23 protein-coding genes are annotated in these 22865 nt (G+C 67.3%); 14 read left to right on the top strand and 9 right to left on the bottom strand.

What is annotated here, in order from left to right; translation table 11 throughout:
• The first annotated feature begins 92 nt into the window (after nucleotides 1-92).
• On the top strand, nucleotides 93-1313 hold the full coding sequence (locus tag NI1_RS15010) for a 3-ketosteroid-9-alpha-monooxygenase, oxygenase component (protein ID WP_067820173.1): 1221 nt from the start codon (nucleotides 93-95) through the stop codon (nucleotides 1311-1313).
• Nucleotides 1313-1642, top strand: a complete 330-nt coding sequence (locus tag NI1_RS15005; protein WP_067820170.1) for a hypothetical protein — start codon at nucleotides 1313-1315, stop codon at nucleotides 1640-1642. The genes NI1_RS15010 and NI1_RS15005 overlap by 1 nt, the downstream gene beginning before the upstream one ends.
• 13 nt (nucleotides 1643-1655) lie before the next feature.
• On the opposite strand, the gene NI1_RS15000 is transcribed toward NI1_RS15005, so the two are convergent.
• Nucleotides 1656-2066 (bottom strand): cupin domain-containing protein, encoded by a 411-nt coding sequence (locus NI1_RS15000; RefSeq protein WP_067820167.1) that lies wholly within the window; start codon nucleotides 2064-2066, stop codon nucleotides 1656-1658.
• A 94-nt stretch (nucleotides 2067-2160) separates the two neighbouring features.
• On the opposite strand from NI1_RS15000, the gene NI1_RS14995 reads away from it, so the two are divergent.
• Nucleotides 2161-3075, top strand: coding sequence for an AraC family transcriptional regulator (locus tag NI1_RS14995; RefSeq protein ID WP_067820164.1), 915 nt, complete (start codon nucleotides 2161-2163; stop codon nucleotides 3073-3075).
• A 20-nt stretch (nucleotides 3076-3095) separates the two neighbouring features.
• Nucleotides 3096-3833, top strand: a complete 738-nt coding sequence (locus NI1_RS14990) for an SIR2 family NAD-dependent protein deacylase (protein ID WP_067820161.1) — start codon at nucleotides 3096-3098, stop codon at nucleotides 3831-3833.
• Nucleotides 3834-3838: 5 nt separating this feature from the next.
• Here NI1_RS14990 and NI1_RS14985 read toward each other — a convergent pair whose 3' ends face one another.
• Entirely contained in the window at nucleotides 3839-4594 is a 756-nt protein-coding gene (locus NI1_RS14985; protein WP_067820158.1) for a DUF427 domain-containing protein, read from the bottom strand.
• A gap of 163 nt (nucleotides 4595-4757) precedes the next feature.
• Here NI1_RS14985 and NI1_RS14980 point away from each other — a divergent pair, with 163 nt between their 5' ends.
• On the top strand, nucleotides 4758-6155 hold the full coding sequence (locus NI1_RS14980; protein WP_067820570.1) for an amino acid permease: 1398 nt from the start codon (nucleotides 4758-4760) through the stop codon (nucleotides 6153-6155).
• A 203-nt stretch (nucleotides 6156-6358) separates the two neighbouring features.
• On the top strand, nucleotides 6359-6886 hold the full coding sequence (locus NI1_RS14975) for a hypothetical protein (RefSeq protein ID WP_218026749.1): 528 nt from the start codon (nucleotides 6359-6361) through the stop codon (nucleotides 6884-6886).
• A gap of 198 nt (nucleotides 6887-7084) precedes the next feature.
• Here the strand turns inward: NI1_RS14975 and NI1_RS14970 are convergent, their stop codons facing one another.
• The 6 genes from NI1_RS14970 to NI1_RS14945 are packed head-to-tail and all read right to left on the bottom strand — an operon-like array spanning nucleotide 7085 to nucleotide 13050.
• Nucleotides 7085-8128 (bottom strand): acyl-CoA dehydrogenase family protein, encoded by a 1044-nt coding sequence (locus NI1_RS14970; RefSeq protein ID WP_067820155.1) that lies wholly within the window; start codon nucleotides 8126-8128, stop codon nucleotides 7085-7087.
• Nucleotides 8125-8385 carry a hypothetical protein gene (locus NI1_RS14965; RefSeq protein ID WP_067820152.1) on the bottom strand — a complete coding sequence of 87 codons (261 nt, stop codon included), beginning with the start codon at nucleotides 8383-8385 and terminating at the stop codon, nucleotides 8125-8127. Before NI1_RS14965 ends, NI1_RS14970 begins: the two co-directional genes overlap by 4 nt.
• Entirely contained in the window at nucleotides 8382-9431 is a 1050-nt protein-coding gene (locus tag NI1_RS14960) for an acyl-CoA dehydrogenase family protein (protein ID WP_067820150.1), read from the bottom strand. The genes NI1_RS14965 and NI1_RS14960 overlap by 4 nt, the downstream gene beginning before the upstream one ends.
• An 11-nt stretch (nucleotides 9432-9442) precedes the next feature.
• Nucleotides 9443-10573: an acyl-CoA dehydrogenase family protein gene (locus tag NI1_RS14955; RefSeq protein WP_067820147.1), complete on the bottom strand. Its 1131-nt coding sequence runs from the start codon at nucleotides 10571-10573 to the stop codon at nucleotides 9443-9445.
• A complete protein-coding gene (locus NI1_RS14950) occupies nucleotides 10574-11506 on the bottom strand; it encodes an enoyl-CoA hydratase (protein WP_245663228.1) in 933 nt (310 codons plus the stop codon).
• Nucleotides 11503-13050 carry a FadD3 family acyl-CoA ligase gene (locus NI1_RS14945; RefSeq protein WP_067820145.1) on the bottom strand — a complete coding sequence of 516 codons (1548 nt, stop codon included), beginning with the start codon at nucleotides 13048-13050 and terminating at the stop codon, nucleotides 11503-11505. Before NI1_RS14945 ends, NI1_RS14950 begins: the two co-directional genes overlap by 4 nt.
• A 70-nt stretch (nucleotides 13051-13120) precedes the next feature.
• Between NI1_RS14945 and NI1_RS14940 the strand changes: the two genes are divergently transcribed.
• The 8 genes from NI1_RS14940 to NI1_RS14905 all read left to right on the top strand — a co-directional run bounded on the left by NI1_RS14940 (nucleotide 13121) and on the right by NI1_RS14905 (nucleotide 21864).
• On the top strand, nucleotides 13121-14341 hold the full coding sequence (locus tag NI1_RS14940) for an acyl-CoA dehydrogenase family protein (RefSeq protein ID WP_067820141.1): 1221 nt from the start codon (nucleotides 13121-13123) through the stop codon (nucleotides 14339-14341).
• Nucleotides 14338-15132: an SDR family oxidoreductase gene (locus NI1_RS14935; protein ID WP_067820138.1), complete on the top strand. Its 795-nt coding sequence runs from the start codon at nucleotides 14338-14340 to the stop codon at nucleotides 15130-15132. Before NI1_RS14940 ends, NI1_RS14935 begins: the two co-directional genes overlap by 4 nt.
• A 207-nt stretch (nucleotides 15133-15339) precedes the next feature.
• Nucleotides 15340-16098 (top strand): hypothetical protein, encoded by a 759-nt coding sequence (locus NI1_RS14930; protein WP_067820135.1) that lies wholly within the window; start codon nucleotides 15340-15342, stop codon nucleotides 16096-16098.
• Nucleotides 16099-16146: 48 nt separating this feature from the next.
• On the top strand, nucleotides 16147-16755 hold the full coding sequence (locus tag NI1_RS14925) for a TetR/AcrR family transcriptional regulator (RefSeq protein WP_067820132.1): 609 nt from the start codon (nucleotides 16147-16149) through the stop codon (nucleotides 16753-16755).
• A gap of 59 nt (nucleotides 16756-16814) precedes the next feature.
• Nucleotides 16815-17966 carry an acetyl-CoA C-acetyltransferase gene (locus NI1_RS14920; RefSeq protein ID WP_067820129.1) on the top strand — a complete coding sequence of 384 codons (1152 nt, stop codon included), beginning with the start codon at nucleotides 16815-16817 and terminating at the stop codon, nucleotides 17964-17966.
• A gap of 104 nt (nucleotides 17967-18070) precedes the next feature.
• The gene (locus tag NI1_RS14915; RefSeq protein ID WP_067820126.1) at nucleotides 18071-19870 is read left to right on the top strand and encodes a multicopper oxidase family protein; all 1800 of its coding nucleotides are present in this window, start codon (nucleotides 18071-18073) and stop codon (nucleotides 19868-19870) included.
• Between the two features lie 85 nt (nucleotides 19871-19955).
• A complete protein-coding gene (locus tag NI1_RS14910; RefSeq protein WP_067820123.1) occupies nucleotides 19956-20375 on the top strand; it encodes a hypothetical protein in 420 nt (139 codons plus the stop codon).
• 82 nt (nucleotides 20376-20457) lie between these two features.
• Entirely contained in the window at nucleotides 20458-21864 is a 1407-nt protein-coding gene (locus NI1_RS14905; RefSeq protein ID WP_439957260.1) for a uracil-xanthine permease family protein, read from the top strand.
• A gap of 1 nt (nucleotide 21865) precedes the next feature.
• Here NI1_RS14905 and NI1_RS38670 read toward each other — a convergent pair whose 3' ends face one another.
• Nucleotides 21866-22816, bottom strand: coding sequence for a metallophosphoesterase family protein (locus NI1_RS38670; RefSeq protein WP_067820118.1), 951 nt, complete (start codon nucleotides 22814-22816; stop codon nucleotides 21866-21868).
• Nucleotides 22817-22865: the final 49 nt, after the last annotated feature.

Below are 22865 nucleotides of genomic sequence, written 5' to 3'. Positions count from 1 at the left end.
CAGACCGACCCCATCCTGGTAGTTGGGCGTATCGCTGGCGCTTGGCCGAGCAATTTTGTAACGTGTTCTAGTACTTCCAGAGGAGGAGAACGATGGCTACAACCCCGCAGGGGCCCCGCGGAAAGGTCCGTGAGATCGATGTGGGCGCCATGCCCACGCGATATGCCCGGGGCTGGCACTGCCTGGGTCTCGCGAAGACCTTCCGCGACGGAAAGCCGCACTCGGTCAACGTCTTCGGCACCAAGCTCGTTGTTTTCAAGAACAGCAAAGACGAGCTGAAGGTACTCGACTCCTACTGCCGTCACCTGGGCGGCGACCTCTCCATGGGCGAGGTCAAGGGCGACTCCATCGCGTGCCCGTTCCACGATTGGCGCTGGGGCGGCGACGGCAAGTGCACCGGCATCCCGTACGCGCGCCGCGTGCCCCCGCTCGCCCGCACCCGCGCCTGGACCACCCTCGAGCGCAACGGCCAGCTCTTCGTCTGGCACGACCACGAGGGCAATCCGCCGCCGGACGAGGTGACCATCCCCTACATCGAGGGTCCGTTCACCAACGAGGACGGCAGCGGCTCGGAGACGTTGAACGAGGGCTGGACCGACTGGACCTGGCACTCGATGCTGATCGAAGGCTCCAACTGCCGCGAGATCATCGACAACGTCGTGGACATGGCGCACTTCTTCTACATCCACTACGCCTTCCCGACGTACTTCAAGAACGTGCTCGAGGGCCACATCGCCACCCAGTACTTGGAGACCAAGGCGCGCCCGGATATGGGCAACGCCGCCAAGATGGGCATCGATGTGCTGCTCAAGTCCGAGGCGTCGTACTTCGGCCCGTCGTACATGATCAACCCGCTGCTCAATATCTACAGCGGCTTCGAGGTCAAGACGGTCCTGATCAACTGCCACTACCCGGTCACGCAGAACTCCTTCGTGTTGCAGTGGGGCGTGTCCCTTCAGAAGCCGAAGGGGCTGCCGGAGGAGCAGGCCGAAGGGTTCGCGAAGAAGATGACCGAGGGCGTCAGCGAGGGCTTCCTCCAGGACGTCGAGATCTGGAAACACAAGTCCAAGATCGACAACCCGCTGCTCACCGAAGAGGACGGCCCGGTCTACCAGCTGCGCCGCTGGTACGACCAGTTCTACGTGGATGTCGCGGATATCGACCCGAAGTCGGTGCAGCGCTTCGAATTCGAAATCGATACCTCCAAGGCCAATGAGGCCTGGGGTCTCGAGGTGGAGGAGAATCTGCGCAAGAAGCGGGAAGCGGACGAAGCCGCCGCTGCCGCAGCCGATTCGGAGGAGGCGAGCGTCTGATGACCAGCTGGGCGAAAGCACCGGACTTCGCGGACCGTCCGGAACAGCGCGAGCAGGTGCGCGCCCAGACGGTGATCGACAAAGCCCACTACATGGAGTCGGGCCTGACTCCGCTGGCGTGCCTCACGTGCGGCACCGAGGTGCTGGTGCGCAAGCACAGCAATCAGCAGCGGACGGTGCAGTGGACGGTCAATCCGGCCGACCACTGCCCGGTCTTCGCCAAGATGGCCGAGGCCGGACCGGTCTTCGGCAAGCCCGACTCCTGCCCCAATCTCGAGAAGACCATCGACCACGCACTGGCCGAGGGGCTGCTCGAAATAGACGACTAGCCGCGGTTCCGGCTCAATCGAAACCGAAGTCGGCGAAGTCGAATCCCGGTGCGACGACACAACTCACCAAGACGTAGTCGTCGCCCGCCGGGCGGGCGGCCTGGCTCACCCCACCGGGGACCACCGCCTGGGGCCGTTGCCCCTGCGCGACATCGGGTCCGAGGACGACCTCCTCACCCCCGATGTTCAGCAGCAGGGGACCACCCCGATGCCACAACCACAATTCGTCCGATTTCACCGTATGCGGTGCGGACTCCTCACCCGGCAGCAGCAGGAAATAGATCGCCGTCGCACTCGCGCGCGATCCGTCGTAGCCCTTCGGCTCGAACTCGACCGCGCTGCGCCAGGTTTCGCGATACCAGCCGCCCTCCGGATGCGGTAGCAGATCCAATTGCTCGGCCAGCTCGGGTCGTTTGTCGCTCACGTTCTCACCGTACGGCCGGATCCGGGCCGGTGCACGCGCCCACCTCCGGTCGGCATGTCCGAGACGCTCATAGCCGGAGCGTTATGGTGATGGGGTGGACATCCTCAGCGAGACCATCGCCGCCATCCGTACCGGCAATCCCGCCTCGGGGCTGTTCGTGCGGCACGCGCCGTGGGGACGGCGTTATCCGCGGGTGCCGGGGGCGAGTTTCCATGTGGTGCTCCAAGGTTCGTGCTGGGTGCTGCCGCGGGAAGGCGAGCCGATCGCGCTCGGAGCCGGGGATGTGCTGTTCATGCCGCGCGGAGCCGACCACGAGATCGTCGATCAACTCGGCACGCCGATCACCGAGCTGGCCCAGCCCGGCGAGCCGCGGGAGATCGTCGGGCCGGGGGTGCGGACCGTGCTGGTGTGCGGGGCCTACGAACTCGGCCGCCAGCGCAGCCATCCCCTCCTGGACGAACTGCCCGAATTCATCCATCTCCCAGCGCGTCCCGGCCGGCATCCGGCGCTGCGCGCGGCCGTGGACCTGCTCGCGGGGGAGATCGCCGAACCGCGCCCGGGCGCCGACGCGGCGATTCCCGCGCTGCTCGACACCATGCTGCTGTTCCTGCTGCGGGCCTGGTTCGACGAGCAGGCCGGCACGCAGACCGGGTGGGCCGGCGTCTTCACCGATCCCGCCGTCGCGGTGGCGCTGCGGGCCATCCACGATGCTCCGGAACGGGCGTGGACGGTGCCGGAACTCAGTGCGGTGGCGGGGGTTTCGCGGGCGACCCTGGCCCGCCGGTTCACCGCCACGGTGGGTGAGCCGCCGCTGTCGTATGTCACCCGCTGGCGCATGCTCACCGCCGCGCGCCTGCTGCGGGAGACCGATACGCCGCTGGCCGGGGTGGCCCGAAAGGTCGGGTACCAGTCGGAATTCGCGTTCGCCAAGGCGTTCAAGCGCGAATACGGGCTGGCCCCTGGGCAATACCGGAGGGCCGAGGAAAAACCAGCGGTCATCGCGGTCTGATCCGGATTAGGCTGGGGCGAATGACGGATTGGCGTGCGCGCAAAGGTCCGATCGGAGTGCTCACGGGAGCGGGCATCTCCACCGATTCCGGCATCCCGGATTTCCGTGGGCCGCGCGGAGTGTGGACCGAGGACCCGATCGCGGAACTACTCTCCACCTACCAGAACTATGTGGCCGACCCGGAGTTACGGCGGCGGGCCTGGCTGGCGCGGCGGGACAATCCGGCGTGGCGGGCGGTGCCGAACGCGGCGCACCAGGCGCTGGTACGGCTGGCCGGGGCGGGGCGGCAAGTCGGGATCATCACCCAGAACATCGACCGGCTGCATCAGCGGGCCGGCTCGGACCCGGTGGTGGAGATCCACGGCAATATGTTCGAAGTCGTCTGCATCGACTGCGATTTCACGACCTCGATGCAGCTCACGCTGGAGCGGGTGGCCGCCGGTGAACCCGATCCGGACTGCCCCGAGTGCGGCGGCATCCTGAAGGCCGGGGTGATCATGTTCGGTCAGCAGCTGCGACCCGAATCCATCCGCGCGGCAATCGATATCGCCGAGACCAGCGCGCTGTTCATCGCGGTCGGCTCGTCGCTTCAGGTGGAGCCGGCCGCCTCCATGTGCGCGGTGGCCGTGGACGCCGGCGCCGATCTGGTGGTGATCAACGCCGAACCCACCCCGTACGACGTGTACGCCGCCGAGGTGGTTCGCGATCCGATCGGGGTGGCGTTGCCGCGCCTGGTGTCGGAGATATTGGGGGAGTAGCCGATTCAGTTGAACGGCGAGTGCGGGCGTTCCTGTAGCTCGCCGTCCACATAGATGTCGAGCTTCTCGTTGTAGAAGCACGCCATGCCCGCGATCTTCTGGCTCTCGGGCAGCGGGGTCCGGTAGATCCACACCAGATCCGGGTACTCGTCTTCGCCTACCTGAACGTTCCAGTACTCGGCGGTGCCCTTGTAGGGGCACTGCGTCTTGGTGTCCGAAGGGCGCAGCAGGTCCAGCCGGACATCGGTGAGCGGCAGGTAGTAGCGGGGCGGCAGACCGGTCTCGAACAGGATGCGCGGGTTGTGCGAGTCGGCGAGGGTCTGCCCGTGCAGCTCGATCCGGATGTGCCGGGAGCTGCCGAGGATGTCGACCCGGCTGTAGGGATCGCGCGGGTGGACGTAGATGGGCTCGTCCTCCTCGAACCATTCGTCCATGGCGTCGAACTTCAGCCGGACCAGATCGCGCACCTCTTCGACGGCGGATTCGAGATAGCGCACGGCCGCGCCCTGGGCGACCACGTCACCGACCACCACATCGAATTCGAGGCCCTGGCCGAAGACGGCCGAGTCGTGCGGGCGACCGGTCGGTTCGAGCTTGGCGCGCACATCGCCGGCGGGCAGAAAGTAGGTCGGGTAGTACGGGTGCTCCCACACCAGACGCGGTCGGAGCGAGTCGGCGGCCAGGTGACCGCCCAGGTAGACGCGTACCCGTTTGGCGCATGGTTCGACCCGTGCCTGGAATCCGGGGTTCGATTCGGTCATACCTCCCGACGGTACTCCCGCCTGGAAGGGGCAGTCCGGGAACGGAATTCGCGGTGCGGCCGGTTCCGCCCGGGCAGTCATGCACACCTGCGATTTCTACCCGCTGACCTGCCTGGATATGGTGGGCTGGCAACACTCGAGCAACAAACCTGAAGGTGGTCAGATGTCGGAAACCGGCACCGTCGAGCAGCAGGGACTGCGGACCGGACTGCGACGGCGTCATATGACGATGCTGGCCATCGGCGGCGCGATCGGCGCGGGGCTGTTCGTCGGCTCCGGGTCGGTGATCGGCACCGCCGGACCCGCGGCGATCCTGTCCTACGCTGCCGCCGGATTGCTGGTGCTGTGCGTCATGCGCGCGCTCGGCGAAATGGTGGTGGCCCGCCCGGTCGCCGGTTCGCTGGCCGAGTACTCCCGCATGGCGCTCGGGCCGTTCGCCGGGTTCACCATCGGCTGGCTGTACTGGTACCTCTACGTCATCCTGGTCGGCGCGGAGGCGGTCGCGGGCGCGGCGATCCTGGCCGGCTGGATCGACCTGCCGCAGTGGATGCTCTCGGCCGGGCTGCTGATCGTCATGACCGCGGTCAATCTGGTGTCCGTCCGGTCCTTCGGCGAGTTCGAGTTCTGGTTCGCCTCGATCAAGGTCGTGGCCATCGTCATCTTCCTGGCGCTCGGCCTGGCCTGGATCTTCGGGCTGTGGCCGGACGCGGAGGCCGGATTCCACAATCTGACCGGTCACGGCGGGTTCGCGCCCAACGGCATCGCGGGCATCTTCTCGGCCATCGTGGTGGTCATGTTCGCCTTCGGCGGCACCGAGATCGTGACCGTCGCGGCCGCCGAATCCAAGGAGCCCGGGCAGGCCGTGGCGCGCGCCACCAACAATGTGCTCTGGCGGGTCGGCCTGTTCTACGTGGCCTCGATCTTCCTGGTGGTGACCATCCTGCCGTGGAACGACGCGCAGGTGCTGAAGAGCCCGTTCGTGAGCGCCCTGGACCGGATGGGCGTGCCCGCGGCGGGCACCATCATGCAGGTCGTCATCCTCACCGCGGTGCTGTCCGTGCTGAACTCGGCCATCTATGTCTCCTCGCGCATGCTCTACGTGCTGACCCGGGACGGCGACGCCCCGGCCGCACTGGTGAAGGTCAACAAGCGCGGCGTCCCCGCCCGGGCCGTGCTGCTCGGCACCATCGCGGCCTGGGGCGCGGTCATCGCCTCCTACGTCTCCCCCGACGAGGTCTTCACCTTCCTGGTCAACTCCATCGGCGTGGTGCTGGCCTTCGTCTACGTCGCGATCATGGCCTCCCAGCTCCGGCTACGCGCCCGCCTGCGCCGCGAGGACCCCTCCGCCCTCACCTACCGCATGTGGGGCTACCCCTACCTGAGCTGGGCCGTCATCATCGCCATCTTCACGGTCTTCATCGCCATGGCCCGCAACCCCGACCAACGCAACCAGCTCATCGCCTCCACCGTCAGCCTGCTGTTCGTGGCCGCGATCTACCCGCTGCGCAAGCGCTTCGGCCGCAAACCCCCGGTCCGCGAGGTCGAGGTGCTGCACCACTAATCTGGGAAAGATGACCGAATTCGGTATCTATCCCGGCGGTATCTCGGGTAACGATGTCGGTGGATTGGCTACCGGGAAACCGGATGATCCGGCGAGTATCGAAGCGGCGCTGGACGATCTGGGCGTCACGGTGGTGCGGGCGTACACCGCGTTCAAGGATCCGGGGGAGGAGTTCACCGTCACGCCGGCGGACTTCGGACGCTATGCGCACGCGGGGCGCAAACTCGACCTGGTCGCCCGGTTTCGGGGCAGGGTTCCAGGTCGGGTTCAATACGACACCGCTCTTCGGTCCCGGTGCGTCGTTCGTCCAGGACCTGGTTACCGAGGGTGGGCCGTCGTTCGTGGCCGCTCTCGACTACATCGGCCTCGATGCCTTCCCCGATGTTTTCATGCCCGCCGAGGACCCCGCTGCCGCGCTGTCCTGGCTGCTGGGCATGCACCGGGAGCTGCTCACCAATGCCGGTCTGCCGGTGGATATTCCGTTGCATATCACCGAGAACGGCTGGCCCACCGGCCCGGACCGGCGCGAAGCCCGGCAGGCCGAGGTGCTGGCGGGCATTCTGGAGGTGGTCGAGCAGCACGGCCTCGGCGCCTATCACCACTTCTCGCTGCGCGACGCGGACTCCGCGAATCCGGGGCTGTTCCACCAATTCGGGCTCATGCGTGACGATTACACGCCCAAACCGGCTTATCACGTCTATCGCGAGCACATCGCGCAGCACTCCGGCTGAGCTATGGCCGGCGCTGCGCTTCGACGATCAGCACGATCATGCGGGTGATGAGTTTGCGAATCTCTTCGCTCGAGGTACTCATAGGCCCGCCCTCCCCAGGTCACGATGTTCCCCAAGGTATGAGCAAGCCCGTTGCCCGGCAATGAGAAACGGGAGCCCGGCGGTTTGCCGGACTCCCGTCGCCAGGAACTTCGTACCCTAGGCCGGGCGAGCCAGCGGCCGGGCCGGGGTGCCGAACAGCTGTGCGTCGGCGTGGGCGCGCTTGAAGAACAGGTGCGCGTCATGCTCCCAGGTGATGGCGATGCCGCCGTGCATCTGCACGGTCTCCGACACCACCGAATTGAAGGTCTCGATGGCGTGCAGCCGAGCCGAGGCGATGTCGATCGGATCCACATGGCCCGCCGCCAAACCCGAAATGGCCAGGTAGGCAATGGAACGCGTGGACTCCACCAGCACGTACATATCGGCCATGCGGTGCTTGAGGGCCTGGAAGCTGCCGATCGGCCGCCCGAACTGCACCCGCGATTTCGAGTACTCGACGGTCATGTCGAGGCACTGCTCGGCCGCCCCGAGCTGCTCGGCGACCAGTGCGGCCCAAGCGATTTCACGCAGGCGAGTGACGTCGAGCGCGCCGAGCGGCCGGCCGGCCGCGTTCTCGAAGTCGATCCGCGCCAGCCGCCGAGTCGGGTCCTGCGTGACCACCGTGGTGCGGGTGACGCCCGCGGCATCACCATCGACCTCGAACAGCCCCGCCTCGGTCAGTACCAGCAGTGTGTCCGCGTGCGCCCCGTCGATGACGTAATGCGCCGAGCCGGAAAGGGTTTCGCCCGCGGCGGCGACTCCGAAGGAATCCCAGCCGCGCACCCCGGCCCAGCACAGCGCGAGCGTGCGAGCGCCTTCGGCCACCTCCGGCAGCAGCCGCGCATTGGCCTCGGCATTCCCCGCCAGCAGCAACGCCTGCACACCCAGGACGGCCGATCCCAGCATGGGCGGAGCCGCCAGCGTGCGCCCGAGCTCCTCGACCACCAGCAGCGATTCGGTCAGCCCGACTCCGACCCCACCGAATTCCTCCGGAACAGCCAGCGCCGCCACCCCGACCTGCTCACAGAGCAACTTCCACAGCTGCTCGTCATACCCGCGCTCGGCTTCCAGCCCACGCCGCATGGCAGCGCTGTCCCCGTGCTTGGCCAGCACCGCGCGCACCGTGGTGGCGAGTTCCTGCTGTTCGGCGGTGATGCTCACGCATTCGCTCCCGTCGTATCGAAGTGGTGCGCGGTCAACGGATCCGGCGCGATTGAGAGATTGTCGGCGCTACGCACCGGCGCCCCGGCGGGACCCTCGGCAGCGCTCGAAATTCCGGCTTCCCGGCGGCCGGTCAGACCGTTGGCTTTGCCGAGCGCGCGCAGCGTGTGTACGGCTCGTGCGAAGACCTGCGTGAATTCACCATCGGCGCAGGAGAGTTCGAGCCTGCGGGTCGCTCCGGCCGCCGAGATGCTCATGCCACGTTACCGGCGCGCAGGGCGGTGGCGATGCGGGCGCGGTGCTCGGCCGGGGTGCCCCAGGCCGAGCGCAGTGCGGTGACCTTGGTCAGCCACAGGGACAGGTCGCATTCTGCGGTGTAGCCGATCGCGCCGTGTACCTGGAGGGCGATGCGGGCCGCTTGGTACGCCGCTTCGCCGCAGGCCAGCTTGGCTGCGGAGACGTCGCGGGCGCGGGTTTGCCGGTCGGCGTCGCCTTCGAGGGTGAGGGCGGCGCGGTAGAGCAGCGGCTGGGCCATTTCCAAAGCGATGGAGACATTGGCCAGGTGATGTTTGATCGACTGGTAGCGGCCGATCGGGGTGCCGAATTGCTGGCGCTGCTTGACGTACTCGACGCTGATGTCGAGTAGCGAACGGCCCGCGCCGAGCAGCTGGGCTGCCGCCGCGAGAGCGCCGGTGTCGAAAGCGGTTTCGATCGCCTCGGCTACGCCTTCGCCCTCGGCGAGCACGTCGCCGGGGGCGACGGTGTACAGGCGGCGAGCCGCGTCCACGGACTTGACCAGGTCACCGGCGGTGGCGGTGGCGATGCTGTCGCCCGCGGCGACGAGCACCAGGTCCGCCTGGTCGGCGTCGAGGGCGAGCGGGGCGGCGCCACCCGCGATCGTCCCCGCGGCGGAACCACCGGCGGCGGTCAGCGCGATCGTGCCGAGCTTGGCCCCCTCGGCGAAGGCCGGGAGCCATTCGGCCGCGAGGTCCGCGGCCGGAAGGGCTTGCAGCAGGGCCGGAATGACGGCGGCGGTCTCCACCAGCGGGCCGGGCACGGCGGCGCGGCCGATCTCGGTGAAGGCCACGATGAGTTCGACGGGGCCCGCGCCGAAGCCGCCGTTCTCCTCGGTGATGGTCAGGCCCAGCGCGCCCGCTTCGGCCAGCTGGCCGATCAGCGCGCGCCCGGCGGCCGAATCACCTGCGCCCCAAGCCCGGACGACGCCCGGGGTCTTGGCGGACTCAGCCATTTTGCGCAGGCTGGCGGCGAAGTCGTTCTGTTCTGCGGTCAATGCGAATCGCATGTCGTCTCCCTCTACCGCGGCAGGCCGAGCAGGCGTTCGGCGATGATATTGCGCTGAATCTCGTTGGTGCCCGCGTAGATCGGGCCGGCCAGCGAGAACAGGAAGCCGTCGGTCCAGGCGGACTCCTGTTCGGCGGCGGCACCGTGCAGATCCAGCGCGGTTTCGTGCATGGCGATGTCCAGTTCGGACCAGAACACCTTGTTCACCGAGGATTCCGCGCCCAGCTGGCCGCCTTCGGCCAGGCGGGTGACGGTGGCCCAGGTGTTGAGGCGGTACGCTTCGGCTCCGACCCAGGCGTCGACGACGCGATCGCTGACGGCGGTGTCGGTTTCGGCTGCCGCCGACTTCCACAGCTCGATGAGCTTGGCGACGGTGGCATTGAACCGGCCGGGGGAGCGCAGTGAGAGCCCGCGCTCGTTGCTGGAGGTCGCCATCGCGACCTTCCAGCCGTTATTGGCCTCGCCGATCACATCGGAGTCGGGCACGAACACATTGTCGAGGAAGATCTCCGCGAAACCCGGCTCGCCGTCCAGCTGCGGGATCGGGCGCACGGTGACGCCTGCCGCGGTGAGCGGGAACATCACGTAGGTGAGGCCGCGATGGCGCTCGGCCTCCGGATCGCTGCGGAACAGCCCGAATCCCCAGTCCGCGAACGAGGCTCGCGAGCTCCAGGTCTTCTGCCCGTTGAGCAGCCAGCCGCCCTCGGTGCGCTTGGCGGTCGAGCGGATACCGGCCAGATCGGAGCCGGCCTCCGGCTCGGACCACGCCTGCGCCCAGATGTCGTCGGCGCGCGCCATTCTCGGCAGGAACCGCGCCAGCTGCTCCGGGGTGGCGTGCTCGAACAGCGTCGGCGCGAGCAGGAAGATGCCGTTCTGGGAGACCCGGCCCGGCGCACCGGCCGCGTAGTACTCCTCCTCGAAGATGACCCACTCGGTCAGCGAGGCGTCACGGCCGCCGTACTCGGCGGGCCATGCCACACAGGACAATCGGGCCTCGGCCAGCTTGGCCTCCCACGCCCGGTGCGCCTCGAAGCCTTCCTTGGTGTCCATGGACGGCAGCGGTTCGGCGGGCACATTGGCGGCCAGGAATTCCCGCACCTCGCGGCGGAATTCCTCGGTCTTGGCGTCGAATTCGAGATCCACTTACTTCGCCCCGTTCATATCTGTCGCTGCACTCGATTCGCGGCTCGCCGCGGCGGCTTTCATGGACTTGGCGTTCATCCCGCCCAGCGAGTCCGCTCCGACCTCGGCATTGTGCGCGTGCGCGAAATGGTGCAGCCCGAACACCGAATCCATGCCGGCGCGCATACCCATCAGGTCCTCGCACTGGTTGACTGCCTTCTTGGTCAGCGCCAACCCGAATTGCGGCATCTCCGAGATCTTCTCGGCGAGCGCCATGGTGTGCGATTCCAATTCTTCGCGCGGCACAACGCGGTTCAGCATGCCCCACTCGTAAGCCTGTGCGGCGGTGAAGCGTTCACCGGTGAACAGGATCTCCTTGGCGCGGCGCGGCCCCAGCACCCACGGGTGCGCGAAGTACTCGACGCCCGGAATGCCCATCCGCACAACCGGATCGGAGAAGAACGCGTCCTCGGAGGCGACGATCATGTCGCAGGACCAGGCCAGCATCAACGCACCGGCGATGCACGCGCCCTGCACCATGGCGATGGTCGGCTTGGGGATCTCCCGCCAGCGCCGGCACATACCCAGGTACACCTCTGATTCGCGCGCGAACCGCTGGTCACCGCCCGGCCGGTCCACATGGTCCCACCACAGCGCGGCCTTGTTCTCGTACGAGATGTGGTGATCGCGCCCCGGCGTCCCGATATCGTGTCCGGCGCTGAAATGCTTTCCGGCCCCGGCCAATACAATGACCTTGACCTCGGCATCCTCGACCGCCCGCGTGAAGGCGGCATCGAGTGCGTAGGTCATGACCGAGTTCTGCGCGTTCCGGTAATCCGGACGGTTCAGCGTGACGACCGCGATCGGTCCGCGCTTCTCGTAGAGGACGACCTCGCCCTCATCGGGAACGGGTCCCAGTTCCGGTGTCGAATTTCCACTCACGTGGGCGCTCACGCCTTCTCCTCACGTAGTTGCCGCTTGAGTACCTTCCCGGCGGCGCTGTAGGGCAGCGCGTCGCGGAACTCCACGAAGCGCGGCACCTTGAAGTTGGCGAGCAGCGTCTTGGCATGCGCCACAACATCTTCGACGGTCAAATCGGAACCCGGCTTGCGCACCACGAACGCCTTGCCGACCTCGCCCATGCGCTCGTCCTCGATCCCGATGACGGCGGTCTCGGCGACGCCTTCGAGCCGGGCCAGGGCCTGCTCCACCTCGGCCGGGTACACATTGAACCCGCCGGAGATGTACATGTCCTTGAGCCGGTCGGTGATCTTCAGATACCCGCGCTCATCGATGATCGCGACGTCACCGGTGTGCAGCCAGCCATCCTTGTCGATGGTGTCCGCGGTGGCCTGCGGATCGTCGAGGTAGCCCAGCATCACCTGCGACCCGCGGATCAGCAGCTCGCCATTGTCGGCCAGCTTGATCTCGAAGTCACCGATCGCCCGCCCGCAGGTGTTGGCGATGGTCTCCGCGTCGTCCTCGGGCCGGCACATGGTCCCGAACCCACCGGACTCCGACAGCCCGTACGCGGTCAGCACCACATCGAATTGCAGTTCACCGCGCATTCTTTCGATGAGCACGACCGGCACCGTGGCCGCACCGGTGACCGCGACCCGCAGCGACGACAGATCGGCATCGTGCCGCGCCGGATGCTCCAGGATCGTCTGATAGATCGTCGGCGGCCCGGTCAGCACGGTGATGCCCTCGTCGTGAACGAGCCGCATGGTCTCCGGCACATCGAAGGTGGCCTGCGGAATGATGCTCGCACCGGTCACCAGGCACGCGAGAATGCCCGCCTTGTAACCGAAGTTGTGGAAGAACGGCGGCACCACCAGGTACCGGTCGCTCGCGTTCAGCGTCGCGCATTCGGCCCACGCCCGCGCACCGGCGAGGGCCTGCCGATGCGCGATCAGCGTGCCCTTGCTGCGCCCGGTGGTCCCGGAGGTGAAGAGAATGTCGGACAGGTCCTCCGGCGACACCGATTCGGCCCGCGCCACAACGTCTTCCACGCTGACCGCTTCGGCCAGCTTGGCGAGCTCGGACCACACGATGGCATCGGCCACCGGCTCCTCGACCTCGGACGGAATCACGATGACCGTCTCGATCCCGAGTTCCGGTGCCGCCGCCCGCAATTCGCTCAACCGGTCGCGCCCGAGGAAGGTGCCCGCGATGAACAGCGCCTTGGCATCCACTCGCGACAGCACATCGGCCGCCTCGTCCGCGACGTACCGCGTATTCAAAGGAACGATGGCCGCCCCGACATAGTGCGTCGCGAGCACCGCCGTCACCCAGTGATGGGTATTGGGAGCCCAGATGCCGATGCGGTCGCCCCGCTGAATACCGCGCGCCAGCAGCGCACGCGCAGTCTCACGGACCGAGTCCAGCAGTTGCGACCAGCTCAGACGGACATCACCATCGCCGACAGCGGCGGCGTCACCATGGGTGGCCGCGGCCGCGTGTAGGGCGAGCGGTGTGGTCTGCGGAGGAGATGTCACGGGTGTTCCTGCCGTCCGGGAATGGGTCTAACAAAGCAAGTGCTTGGTAGGTTACTCTACGGACGTGAGCATGATCCAGACCCCCGAACCGGCCACCGGGACAGAGCCCCGTGCAGACGCCGAGTTCCGCGCGGAAGTGCGGGATTGGCTGGCCGAGAACCTGAACGGCCAGTTCCGCGAGCTGCGCGGTCTGGGTGGTCCCGGGCGCGAGCACGAGGCCTTCGAGGAGCGTCTCGAATGGGACCGCGCCCTGGCCGCCGCCGGTCTGACCTGTCTGGGCTGGCCCAAGGAGTGGGGCGGCCGCGACGCGACGCTGGCGCAGCAGGTCATCTTCCACGAGGAGTACGCCAAGGCCGATGCGCCGAGCCGGGTTTCGCACCTCGGTGAGGAACTGCTCGGCCCGACCGTCATCGCCTTCGGCACCGAGGAACAGAAGCAGCGCTTCCTCCCGGGCATCCGCAATGTCACCGAACTCTGGTGCCAGGGTTACTCCGAACCGGGCGCGGGCTCCGACCTCGCCGCCGTCCAGACCTCCGCCTACCTCGACGGCGACGAATGGGTCATCAACGGCCAGAAGGTCTGGACCTCCCTCGCGCACCTGTCCGACTGGTGCTTCGTGGTCGCCCGCACCGAGAAGGGCTCCAGCCGCCATCACGGCCTGTCCTACCTGCTGGTTCCCATGAAGCAGCCGGGCGTCGAGGTGCGGCCCATCGTCCAGCTCACCGGCACCGCGGAGTTCAACGAGGTGTTCTTCGAGAACGCCCGCACCGCAGCCGATCTCGTGGTCGGGCAGCCCGGTGACGGCTGGAAGGTCGCCATGGGCACGCTCACCTTCGAGCGTGGCATCTCCACCGTCGGCCAGCAGATCCGCTACGCGCGGGAGCTCGCCGATCTCGAGGTCGTCGCCCGCGACAACGGCGCCATCGACGATCCGGTCATCGCCGCCCGCCTGGACCAGGCGTGGGTCGGCCTGCGGGTGCTGCGCGCGCACGTGCTGCGCACCCTGGAATCCGGTCACGACGGAGCCTCCGTCGATGCCCGCACCGCCGCCGGTCAGGCATCGGTCACCAAACTGCTCTGGGCCAACTGGCATCGCGATCTGGGCGAGCTGGCCATGGATGTGCTCGGCGCGCCCGGCCTCATCGCCGACGCCGCGGACGACGATCTCAATGCCTGGCAAAGGCTGTTCCTCTTCAGCCGGGCCGACACCATCTACGGCGGCTCGAACGAAGTGCAGCGCAACATCATCTCCGAGCGGGTGCTCGGACTTCCCCGAGAGGCTCGACCGTGAGTGATCTGTCCATCGCCCCCGAAATCGTCGGCGGCCACAACCTGCTCGCGGGCAAGACCGCGGTCGTCACCGCGGCCGCCGGTACCGGCATCGGTTCGGCCACCGCGCGCCGGCTGCTCTCCGAGGGCGCCGATGTCGTCGTCTCCGACTGGCACGAGCGTCGGCTGAAGGAGACCGAAGAGGCGCTGAAGGCCGAATTCCCGGACCGCCGAATCGCTTCCGTGCCGTGTGACGTCAGCTCCACCGAGCAGGTCGACGCTTTGATCACCGGGGCCGTCGCCGCGCTGGGCCGCATCGACATCATGGTCAACAATGCCGGGCTGGGCGGCGAGGTGCCCGTCGTCGACATGACCGACGAGCAGTGGGACAAGGTCCTCGACATCACCCTGAACGGCACCTTCCGCGCCACCCGCGCCGTGCTCAAGTACTTCCGCGAGGCCGGCCACGGCGGCGTCATCGTCAACAACGCCTCGGTCCTCGGCTGGCGCGCCCAGCACGGCCAGGCTCACTACGCCGCGGCCAAGGCGGGCGTCATGGCGCTGACCCGGTGCAGTGCGGTGGAGGCCGCCGAGTACGGCGTGCGCATCAATGCCGTCGCCCCGTCCATCGCCCGGCACGCCTTCCTGGACAAGGTCACCTCCGCCGATCTCCTCGATCGCCTGGCCGCCGGCGAGGCGTTCGGCCGCGCGGCCGAGCCGTGGGAGGTCGCCGCGACCATCGCCATGCTGGCGAGCGACTACACCACCTACCTGACCGGTGAGGTGGTGTCGATTTCCAGTCAGCGCGCCTGACTCGAAATTGCACTCGCACAATTGAATTAGAGCGTTCGGGCAAAGCGAAAAGCTGTGTCGCCCGGTCGCAGTTTTTCTCACTGCCGCGTTCCCCAGGGGGCGCGGCAGTGGTTATTTTTGCCCGAGAGCAAAAATGGCTGGCGCGGCGGTGGCGTGCTTGTGCAATCCTGGTTTAGGCCGGTTCCGCATAGTCGAAGGGCGCGACCCATGGGTCCGGATCGCCATCAACAAACAACCCCCGAACATCAAGCCCTCGAGGAATTCGAACTCGAGCTGGTGCGCGAGGTAGTTCTCGCGCGGCGAAGACTCGACAATGCCGTCATGGCGGCATTGACCCTGGGTGCCGAGCTGCTCGACCACGATTCCGAGTGCGCCACCGCCATGCGCGCGGCGCAGATCCTCGAACAGCATGTGGTGGACGAAAGCGACGTGGCCCGCGATCCGCGCGGAGCGCTGCGCCGCGACATGATCCGCGATCGTGACCGGGCCCGCCGCCTGGGTTTGTCCCGCGAGGTCGGCTACCTCGATACCGAAGTACAACAGCGCCGTCGCAAACGCACGGCGCTGTTGTGCGAAGTACGGGCGGATCTCCTCGAAGTCGTCCGAGCCAGCCAGCGTCAGCACGCCGACCGCCTCACCTTCGCCGACAACATAGCCAAGGGGTTGTGCGATGCCACCGACAAATTGGTGGTCGGTGCGGATATGGAGACATATCGGGCATGGCAGCGCGGGATGGTGCTCAAAATAATCGAGGAACCCAACGACGACGGCGGACCACCGCGCGTGATGGCGACCGTGGACGCCGGACCGGGCCGCGATCCGCTGACCGTCGAATGGGACAGTCCGGAGCGAAGATTGGCGCTGGTGGCCCGGATGGCGCGAGCGGGCGTCTCCCCGATCATCATCTGCGATCGCCTGCTCGCGGACCTGTCGGTGTCCTCGCCGCTCCGATATTCCGTGCGCTGAACGGGAACCTTGGTGGACCAAGCAAATGCTTGGTTGTATATTGGCGGAGTGACCTCACCAGACCCGACGAAATCAGCACGTCGTAACGAGCTGCTCGGTCTTGCCGCCAACCTCTTCGCCGAGCGAGGACTGCGCGCGACCACGGTTCGAGACATTGCCGACGCCGCCGGGATTCTATCCGGGTCCCTCTATCACCACTTCGATTCCAAGGAAGCCATGGTGGACGAAATCCTCCGCGGCTTCCTCGACGACCTCTTCGGCCGCTACCGCGAGATCGTCGGCGCCGGGCTCCCCGCCCGCGACACCCTCGAAGCCCTGGTGATCGCGTCCTACGAATCCTTCGACCGCTTCCACGCCGCCGTCGCCATCTACCAGGCCGAGGCCAAACGCCTCAGCGGCACACCGCGATTCGGCTATATCGACGAGTACAACAAGGAGTTCCGCGAACTCTGGCACCAGGTGCTCACCACCGGCGTCGAAGACGGCAGCTTCCGTCCCGAGATGGATATCGAACTGGCCTACCGGTTCCTGCGCGACACCGTCTGGGTGTCGGTGCGCTGGTACCAGCCCGGCGGCCGCATCACCGTGGACAGCCTCGCCAAGCAATACCTCACCATCGTGCTCGACGGTCTCGTCAATCCCGAACAGCACGCATAGTTCCAGCTCAGCAGTAGGAGTTCAGAATGTCTGCACCGTCCCGCCGCCAATACGCGCCCATGCGGGAGGCGTACGTGATCGACTCCGTGCGCACCCCCGTCGGCAAGCGCGGCGGCTCGCTCGCCGGCGTGCACCCGGCCGATCTGGGCGCGGCGGCGCTGAACGGCCTGATGGGCCGCACCCAGCTCGACCCGCAGTTCGTCGAGGACGTGGTGTTCGGCTGCTGCGACACCATCGGACCGCAGGCCGGCAATATCGCGCGCACCGCGTGGCTGGCGGCCGGGTATCCCGAGCACGTGCCGGGCGTGACCGTGGACCGGCAGTGCGGCTCCTCGCAGCAGGCCATCAGCTTCGGCGCGCAGGCCATCATGGCGGGCACCAACGAGGTGATCGTGGCGGGCGGCGTGCAGAACATGAGCGCCATCCCGATCTCGGCGGCCATGCTGGCGGGTCAGCAGTACGGCTTCGATTCCCCGTTCGTGGGCGCGCAGGGCTGGGATCACCGGTACGGCACCGGTGAAGTGACGCAGTTCAATTCGGCGCACATGATCGCCGAGAAGTGGGGCATCTCGCGCCGCGATATGGAGGAGTGGGCGCTGCGTTCGCACGAGCGCGCCCGCAAGGCCATCGTGGAGGGCAAGTTCGACAGCGAGATCGTGCCGGTCGGCGATTTCTGGATCGACGAGGGCCCGCGCGAGACCACCCTGGAGAAGATGGCCGGATTGCAGCCGCTGGCCCCGGGCAGCAGCATCACCGCGGCACTGGCCTCGCAGATCTCCGACGGCGCGTCGGCCACCCTGCTCGCCTCGGACTGGGCGGTCGCCGAGTACGGGCTGACCCCGCGCGCCCGCATCCACCACGTGAGCGCGCGCGGCGCGGACCCGATCTACATGCTCACCGCGCCGATTCCGGCCACCAAGTGGGCGCTGGAGAAGACCGGCCTGACCATCGACGATATCGATGTCATCGAGATCAACGAGGCCTTCGCGTCGGTGGTGCTGGCCTGGATCAAGGAGACCGGCGCGGACCCGGAGAAGGTCAACCGCAACGGCGGCGCCATCGCGCTCGGCCACCCGCTGGGCGCGACCGGGGCCAAGCTGTTCGCCTCGCTGCTCAATGAGCTGGAGCGGGTCAACGGCCGCTACGGCCTGCTCACCATCTGCGAGGGCGGCGGCACCGCGAACGTCACCATTATCGAGCGCCTGGGCTGAGTTGCCGTTGACCTGAAGCCATTTCAGGTCAATGGACCATTTCTATAACGAAACGGCGAGAGCTCCCGGCCCCCGCTGATTCCCCATGGAGAATCAGCAAGATCATGGGCGAGAACCTGCCGAGGCGAGGGTTCCTGCTGGGAGCCCTCGCCGCGTTCGGGCTCGGCGTCGGCGCGAAAGCCTTCGCCGATCCCTCCCCGCTGCCGCCCTTCCCCCTGCCGGTTCCGCCCATCGATCCGCCACCAATCACGCCGCTGAACTATCACTCACCGGTGCTGGCGCCGTTCGTGGACGAGCTGCCGATCATCGAAACCCGGGCTGCGGCAGGAGAATTGGCCGCGATGGCGGGCATGCACAAATACCATCGGGACCTGCCCGAGACCCGCACCTGGGGCTTCGGGCAACCCGTACTGGGGCCGAATCTCGAAGCGCGGCAAGGGCAATCCGCCCGCATCACCTTCCGCAACGAACTCGGCGCACACCCCCTCGCCCCGCACATCGATCTGACCATGCACGGCGTCACCGAACTGGATCGCACCGATCCGCGCTTCACCGTCCACCTGCACGGCGGCGAGAACTCGCCCGACTCCGACGGCCATCCGCTCATCGCCTTCCGCAACGGCGGCCACGCGCACTACGAATACGGCAACCGCCAGGAAGCCGCCACCCTCTGGTATCACGACCACGCCATGGGCATCACCCGGCTGAACATTCAAGCCGGGCTGGCCGGAATGTATTACGTGCGAGACGATTTCGACACCGGGGCGGCCGACAATCCCCTCGGTCTACCCGCCGGGGAGTTCGAGATAGCGCTGATCGTGCAAGACCGCACGTTCAACCCCGACGGCACCGTCCAGCCGATGACGGCCACCTATATTCCGGAGGGCTACAACCAATCCGGTCAATTCGGTGACGTCTGCTGCGTCAACGGCAAGGTCTGGCCTTATCTCCCGGTACGCCGCACCGTCTACCGTTTTCGGGTCCTCAACGGATCCAATTCCCGCCCATACATTTTCGAGTTCGACAACGGCATGCCGTTCTACGCGATCGGCGGTGACCTGGGCCTGCTGGACGCCCCGGTCCCCACTCCCTCCATCCGGGTCAGCCCCGGCGAAAGAGTCGACCTCCTGGTCGATTTCCGCTTCCTCGGCGACGGCGCCCAGCTGGAGCTGATCAACACCGCCAAGAACGACCTCGGCAACACCGTCTTCATGGCCCCCGAACTCCGCCGCATCATGCGCTTCTCGGTACAGGGCGACGGCCCGCCCGCCGCCGTCCCGGACCGCTTGCGCGGCGGCCCCGGACTGCCGCCGCCGCTGGATCCGGTCTACCCGCCCGGCCCGGTTCGCACCATGACCCTGATCGGGCTCAATGACGACTCCCGTACCGCGGCTGTCTTCCCGACCCTCATGTCCCTCAACAATCTCGCATTCCTCAGCGACGACATCGATTTCGCCCGAGCCGGCACCGTCGAACAGTGGGACATCGTCAACACCACCCCTTTCGATCACCCCATCCACATCCACCTGGCCCGCCTGCGCGTCCTGGGCCGCCAGCCCATCCTCACCTCGCTGTATTGGGCAAACAATTACCCGCCCGCCTACGGAACCCGTTGGGCCCCATCGGCGGACGCCTACGCCTTCACGCCGCAACAGCTCCCCCCGCCCTGGGAATACGGCTGGAAAGACACCGTCGAATGCCCGACCGACACCATTACCCGGATCATCGTGCACTGGCCGTCCGTCGCGGAATTGGGCTTCGACCCCGATGCCCCGCTGACGGTTTCGCACTCCGCCGAAGCCATGTCCGGCCACGGTGAAATCCGCGGGTACGTCTGGCACTGCCACAATCTCGACCACGCCGACCACGACATGATGCAGCGCATCCGCGTGCTGCCGGGCTAGCCGGACCCGCGCCACGCCGGTGGCCCGGGTCGCGCGAGGTCGCCGACTCGGTGCGACCCGGCCTGTCCGTTCGTAACCTCGGGATATGGGGATATCGGGGGAAGCGGATCTGGCCGAGATCGGGGCGCGGGCACGGCGTCTGCAAGACCTCGTAGCGGGGCTGCGCGCCACCGTGTCCGCCTCCGGTGTGCGGGTCGAAGTGGCGGCAGACGGCCGCATCACCGCCCTGTCCCTGCCGGATGCGGCACTGGCGCAGGTCATTTCGACGGCACACCAGCGCGCCCTGGCCGAGGTCGCGGCGCGCGAGGCGGAACTACGCGGCGACTTCACCGCTGATCCGGCCGTCGCGGCCACCATCCGCCGCTTTCTCGCCCGGGACGAAGGCGCCGCTCGCTCGAGCCGGTCGTACGCGTCCGGTGCCGAGCCGGTTGACTCCGACGAGGGTCCCGAGCCGAATCCGTACGCGTTTCCGCGGGAGGTCCGGGCACGGTACGAGAGGTCGTGAATCGGCCGCGCGGTTCGGAGCGCGGGAGTGCGGAGCCGGGGGTTTGCTCGAACTACGATGTCCGGGATCGTTTCCCGAACTCATGAGAAAGCGGGCTGATATGGATCTGGGTGTCCGCTGGAAGCTACACGGCGGGGACGGGCGCACGCCCGCCCCGGGCGTGGTCGTCACCCCGGACGAGCGGCTGACCTGGCCGCGCACCATCGGACTGGGGGCGCAGCACGTCGTTGCCATGTTCGGTGCGAGTTTCGTCGCGCCGGTGCTGATGGGCTTGGACCCCAACCTGGCCATCATGATGTCGGGTGTCGCGACCGTCGTTTTCCTGCTGGCGACCAAGGGGCGGGTGCCGAGCTACCTCGGCTGTTCGCTCTCGTTCGTCGGCGTGGCGGCGGTGATCCGGGCGCAGGGCGGCAGTAGCGCGACGGTTACCGGAGCCTGCCTCGCGGTCGGCGCGGTGCTGTTCCTGATCGGCCTGGCGGTGCAGAAGTTCGGGGCGCGAATCATTCACGCGGCTATGCCGCCGGTGGTCACCGGCGCGGTGGTCATGCTGATCGGATTCAACCTGGCCCCGGTGACCGCCTCCACCTACTGGCCGCAGGATCAGTGGACGGCCCTGCTGGTCATGCTGTTCACGGGGCTCGCTGTGGTCGGGTTGCGCGGATTCTTCTCTCGCATAGCGATTTTCCTGGGCCTGATCTTCGGGTACGGGCTGTCGTGGGTGCTGGACCGGGTGTTCGGCAAGATCCATTCCGCCGATGGCAGCGGGACGGTGACCGAGCACTGGCGGCTGGACCTTTCGGCCGTCGGCAAGGCGGATTGGATCGGCCTGCCGCACTTGCACGCCCCGTCCTTCGAATGGTCGGCGATGCTGGTCGCCCTGCCGGTGGTGATCGCTCTCGTCGCCGAGAACGCGGGCCACGTGAAGGCGGTCGGCGAAATGACCGGGCGCAATCTGGACGACAAGCTGGGCACCGCCATCGCCGCGGACGGTGTGGGATCCATGCTGTCGACCGCCGTCGGCGGCCCGCCCAACACCACCTACTCCGAGAACATCGGGGTCATGGCCGCCACCCGCGTCTACTCGACCGCCGCCTATTGGGCCGCAGCCGGTTTCGCGCTGCTGTTCGGTCTGTGCCCGAAGTTCGGCGCGATCGTCGCCGCCATTCCGGGCGGTGTGCTCGGCGGCATCACCGTCATCCTGTACGGCATGATCGGCCTGCTCGGCGCGCAGATCTGGACGAATGCCGGAGTGGACCTGCGCAATCCGCTGAACCTGGTCCCGGCGGCCGCGGGCCTGATCATCGGCATCGGCAATGTGAGCATGAAGTTCACCGACACCTTCACCCTCAGCGGTATCGCCCTGGGCACGCTGGTCGTCATCACCGGCTACCACGTGCTGCGCTTGTTCGCGCCGGCCCATTTCAAGGCGGAGGAGCCGCTGCTGGACGAAGGCACCTCCTCCTACGACGAGCCCAGCGCCAAGCCGTGATTCAGCCCGCCGCCGGTTCGCTCACCAGCTCGCCGGCCGCGGCGGCGTAGGGCAGCGGCAAAACCAGCCAAGCCTGGTCGCTGCTGTACGCCGGATGCGAGGACGCCTCCGGATCGGCGGCCAGGCCCTCCACCCGGGTCCACTGCCCGTCCCCGCACGGCAGCATCTCGGTGTACCGGTAGTGCAGATGCCCGTGCACGTGCAGCCCCGGCCGCAGCGTCTCCAGCACGGTCTGAATCCGATCCTGGTTCGGGAAGCACTCGGGCTTGCTCTTCCGATTGAACTTCGGCGTGCTGGCGCGCGGCTTGTCATGCGAGAGCAGCACATCCACCGGCGAGCTGTCCGCGATCAGCAGCGCGTCCAGCTCCGCATCGGTCATCTCCTCCTCGGGAAACCACAGCGTGCCCGCGCTCATCCGCTTGCGCCCCGACCCGTAGGCCCGCTTCGCGCTCTGCTCCTGCTTGCGCGCCTCCCGGGCCAGCCGCCACCCCTTGTCGGTGGACCGCGCCCCGCCGAAGGCCGCGAAAGTGGTGCCCTCCCACTCCCATCGATGCCCGCGCGGCGCGAACCGCAGGAACTTCCGGCAGATCAGGAACCCTTCGTCATCCCGCTGCTGCCCGTACAACTCGTGCACCAGCGAGCTCTTGTCATGGTTCCCGTCCAGGAAATACACGGTCACCCCCGCCTTCTTCGCGGCCTTGTTCACCACATCGAAGTACCGCCGCCCCGAGTGCATATGCTCCCAGGCCCCGAAATCCCCCACGGCGAACACCTTGGCGCACTCCTGCCGCACCGCGACCTGAATCAGGCTCAGCGCATGCGAGGTGTTCCCATGAATATCCCCGACAATCAAGACATTCCCCATGGCCACATGGTCGCAGCCCACCGCTTTCCCGTCACGCACAATTCCCGCGCGCCCGAACTTCGAGATCACCTCGACGGCCAACTCCACATCGTGTGGGTCGGCCAGCCATTCCTCGTCCTGGTCCCAGCTTTCGGGC

Source organism: Nocardia inohanensis NBRC 100128 (genome assembly GCF_001612945.1).
Lineage (GTDB): Bacteria > Actinomycetota > Actinomycetes > Mycobacteriales > Mycobacteriaceae > Nocardia > Nocardia inohanensis.
Note: the sequence above shows the minus strand (reverse complement) of the source record. Positions and strands in the feature narration are given on the sequence as shown.

Excerpts from the sequence above, each read along its gene's own strand:
- NI1_RS15010 (WP_067820173.1), top strand. The coding sequence starts at position 93 with ATGGCTACAACCCCGCAGGGGCCCCGCGGAAAGGTCCGTGAGATCGAT.
- NI1_RS15005 (WP_067820170.1), top strand. The coding sequence starts at position 1,313 with ATGACCAGCTGGGCGAAAGCACCGGACTTCGCGGACCGTCCGGAACAG.
- NI1_RS14990 (WP_067820161.1), top strand. The coding sequence starts at position 3,096 with ATGACGGATTGGCGTGCGCGCAAAGGTCCGATCGGAGTGCTCACGGGA.
- NI1_RS14985 (WP_067820158.1), bottom strand. The coding sequence starts at position 4,594 with ATGACCGAATCGAACCCCGGATTCCAGGCACGGGTCGAACCATGCGCC.
- NI1_RS14980 (WP_067820570.1), top strand. The coding sequence starts at position 4,758 with ATGTCGGAAACCGGCACCGTCGAGCAGCAGGGACTGCGGACCGGACTG.
- NI1_RS14975 (WP_218026749.1), top strand. The coding sequence starts at position 6,359 with ATGCGCACGCGGGGCGCAAACTCGACCTGGTCGCCCGGTTTCGGGGCA.
- NI1_RS14965 (WP_067820152.1), bottom strand. The coding sequence starts at position 8,385 with ATGAGCATCTCGGCGGCCGGAGCGACCCGCAGGCTCGAACTCTCCTGC.
- NI1_RS14960 (WP_067820150.1), bottom strand. The coding sequence starts at position 9,431 with ATGCGATTCGCATTGACCGCAGAACAGAACGACTTCGCCGCCAGCCTG.
- NI1_RS14940 (WP_067820141.1), top strand. The coding sequence starts at position 13,121 with ATGATCCAGACCCCCGAACCGGCCACCGGGACAGAGCCCCGTGCAGAC.
- NI1_RS14930 (WP_067820135.1), top strand. The coding sequence starts at position 15,340 with ATGGGTCCGGATCGCCATCAACAAACAACCCCCGAACATCAAGCCCTC.
- NI1_RS14920 (WP_067820129.1), top strand. The coding sequence starts at position 16,815 with ATGCGGGAGGCGTACGTGATCGACTCCGTGCGCACCCCCGTCGGCAAG.
- NI1_RS14915 (WP_067820126.1), top strand. The coding sequence starts at position 18,071 with ATGGGCGAGAACCTGCCGAGGCGAGGGTTCCTGCTGGGAGCCCTCGCC.
- NI1_RS14910 (WP_067820123.1), top strand. The coding sequence starts at position 19,956 with ATGGGGATATCGGGGGAAGCGGATCTGGCCGAGATCGGGGCGCGGGCA.
- NI1_RS14905 (WP_439957260.1), top strand. The coding sequence starts at position 20,458 with ATGAGAAAGCGGGCTGATATGGATCTGGGTGTCCGCTGGAAGCTACAC.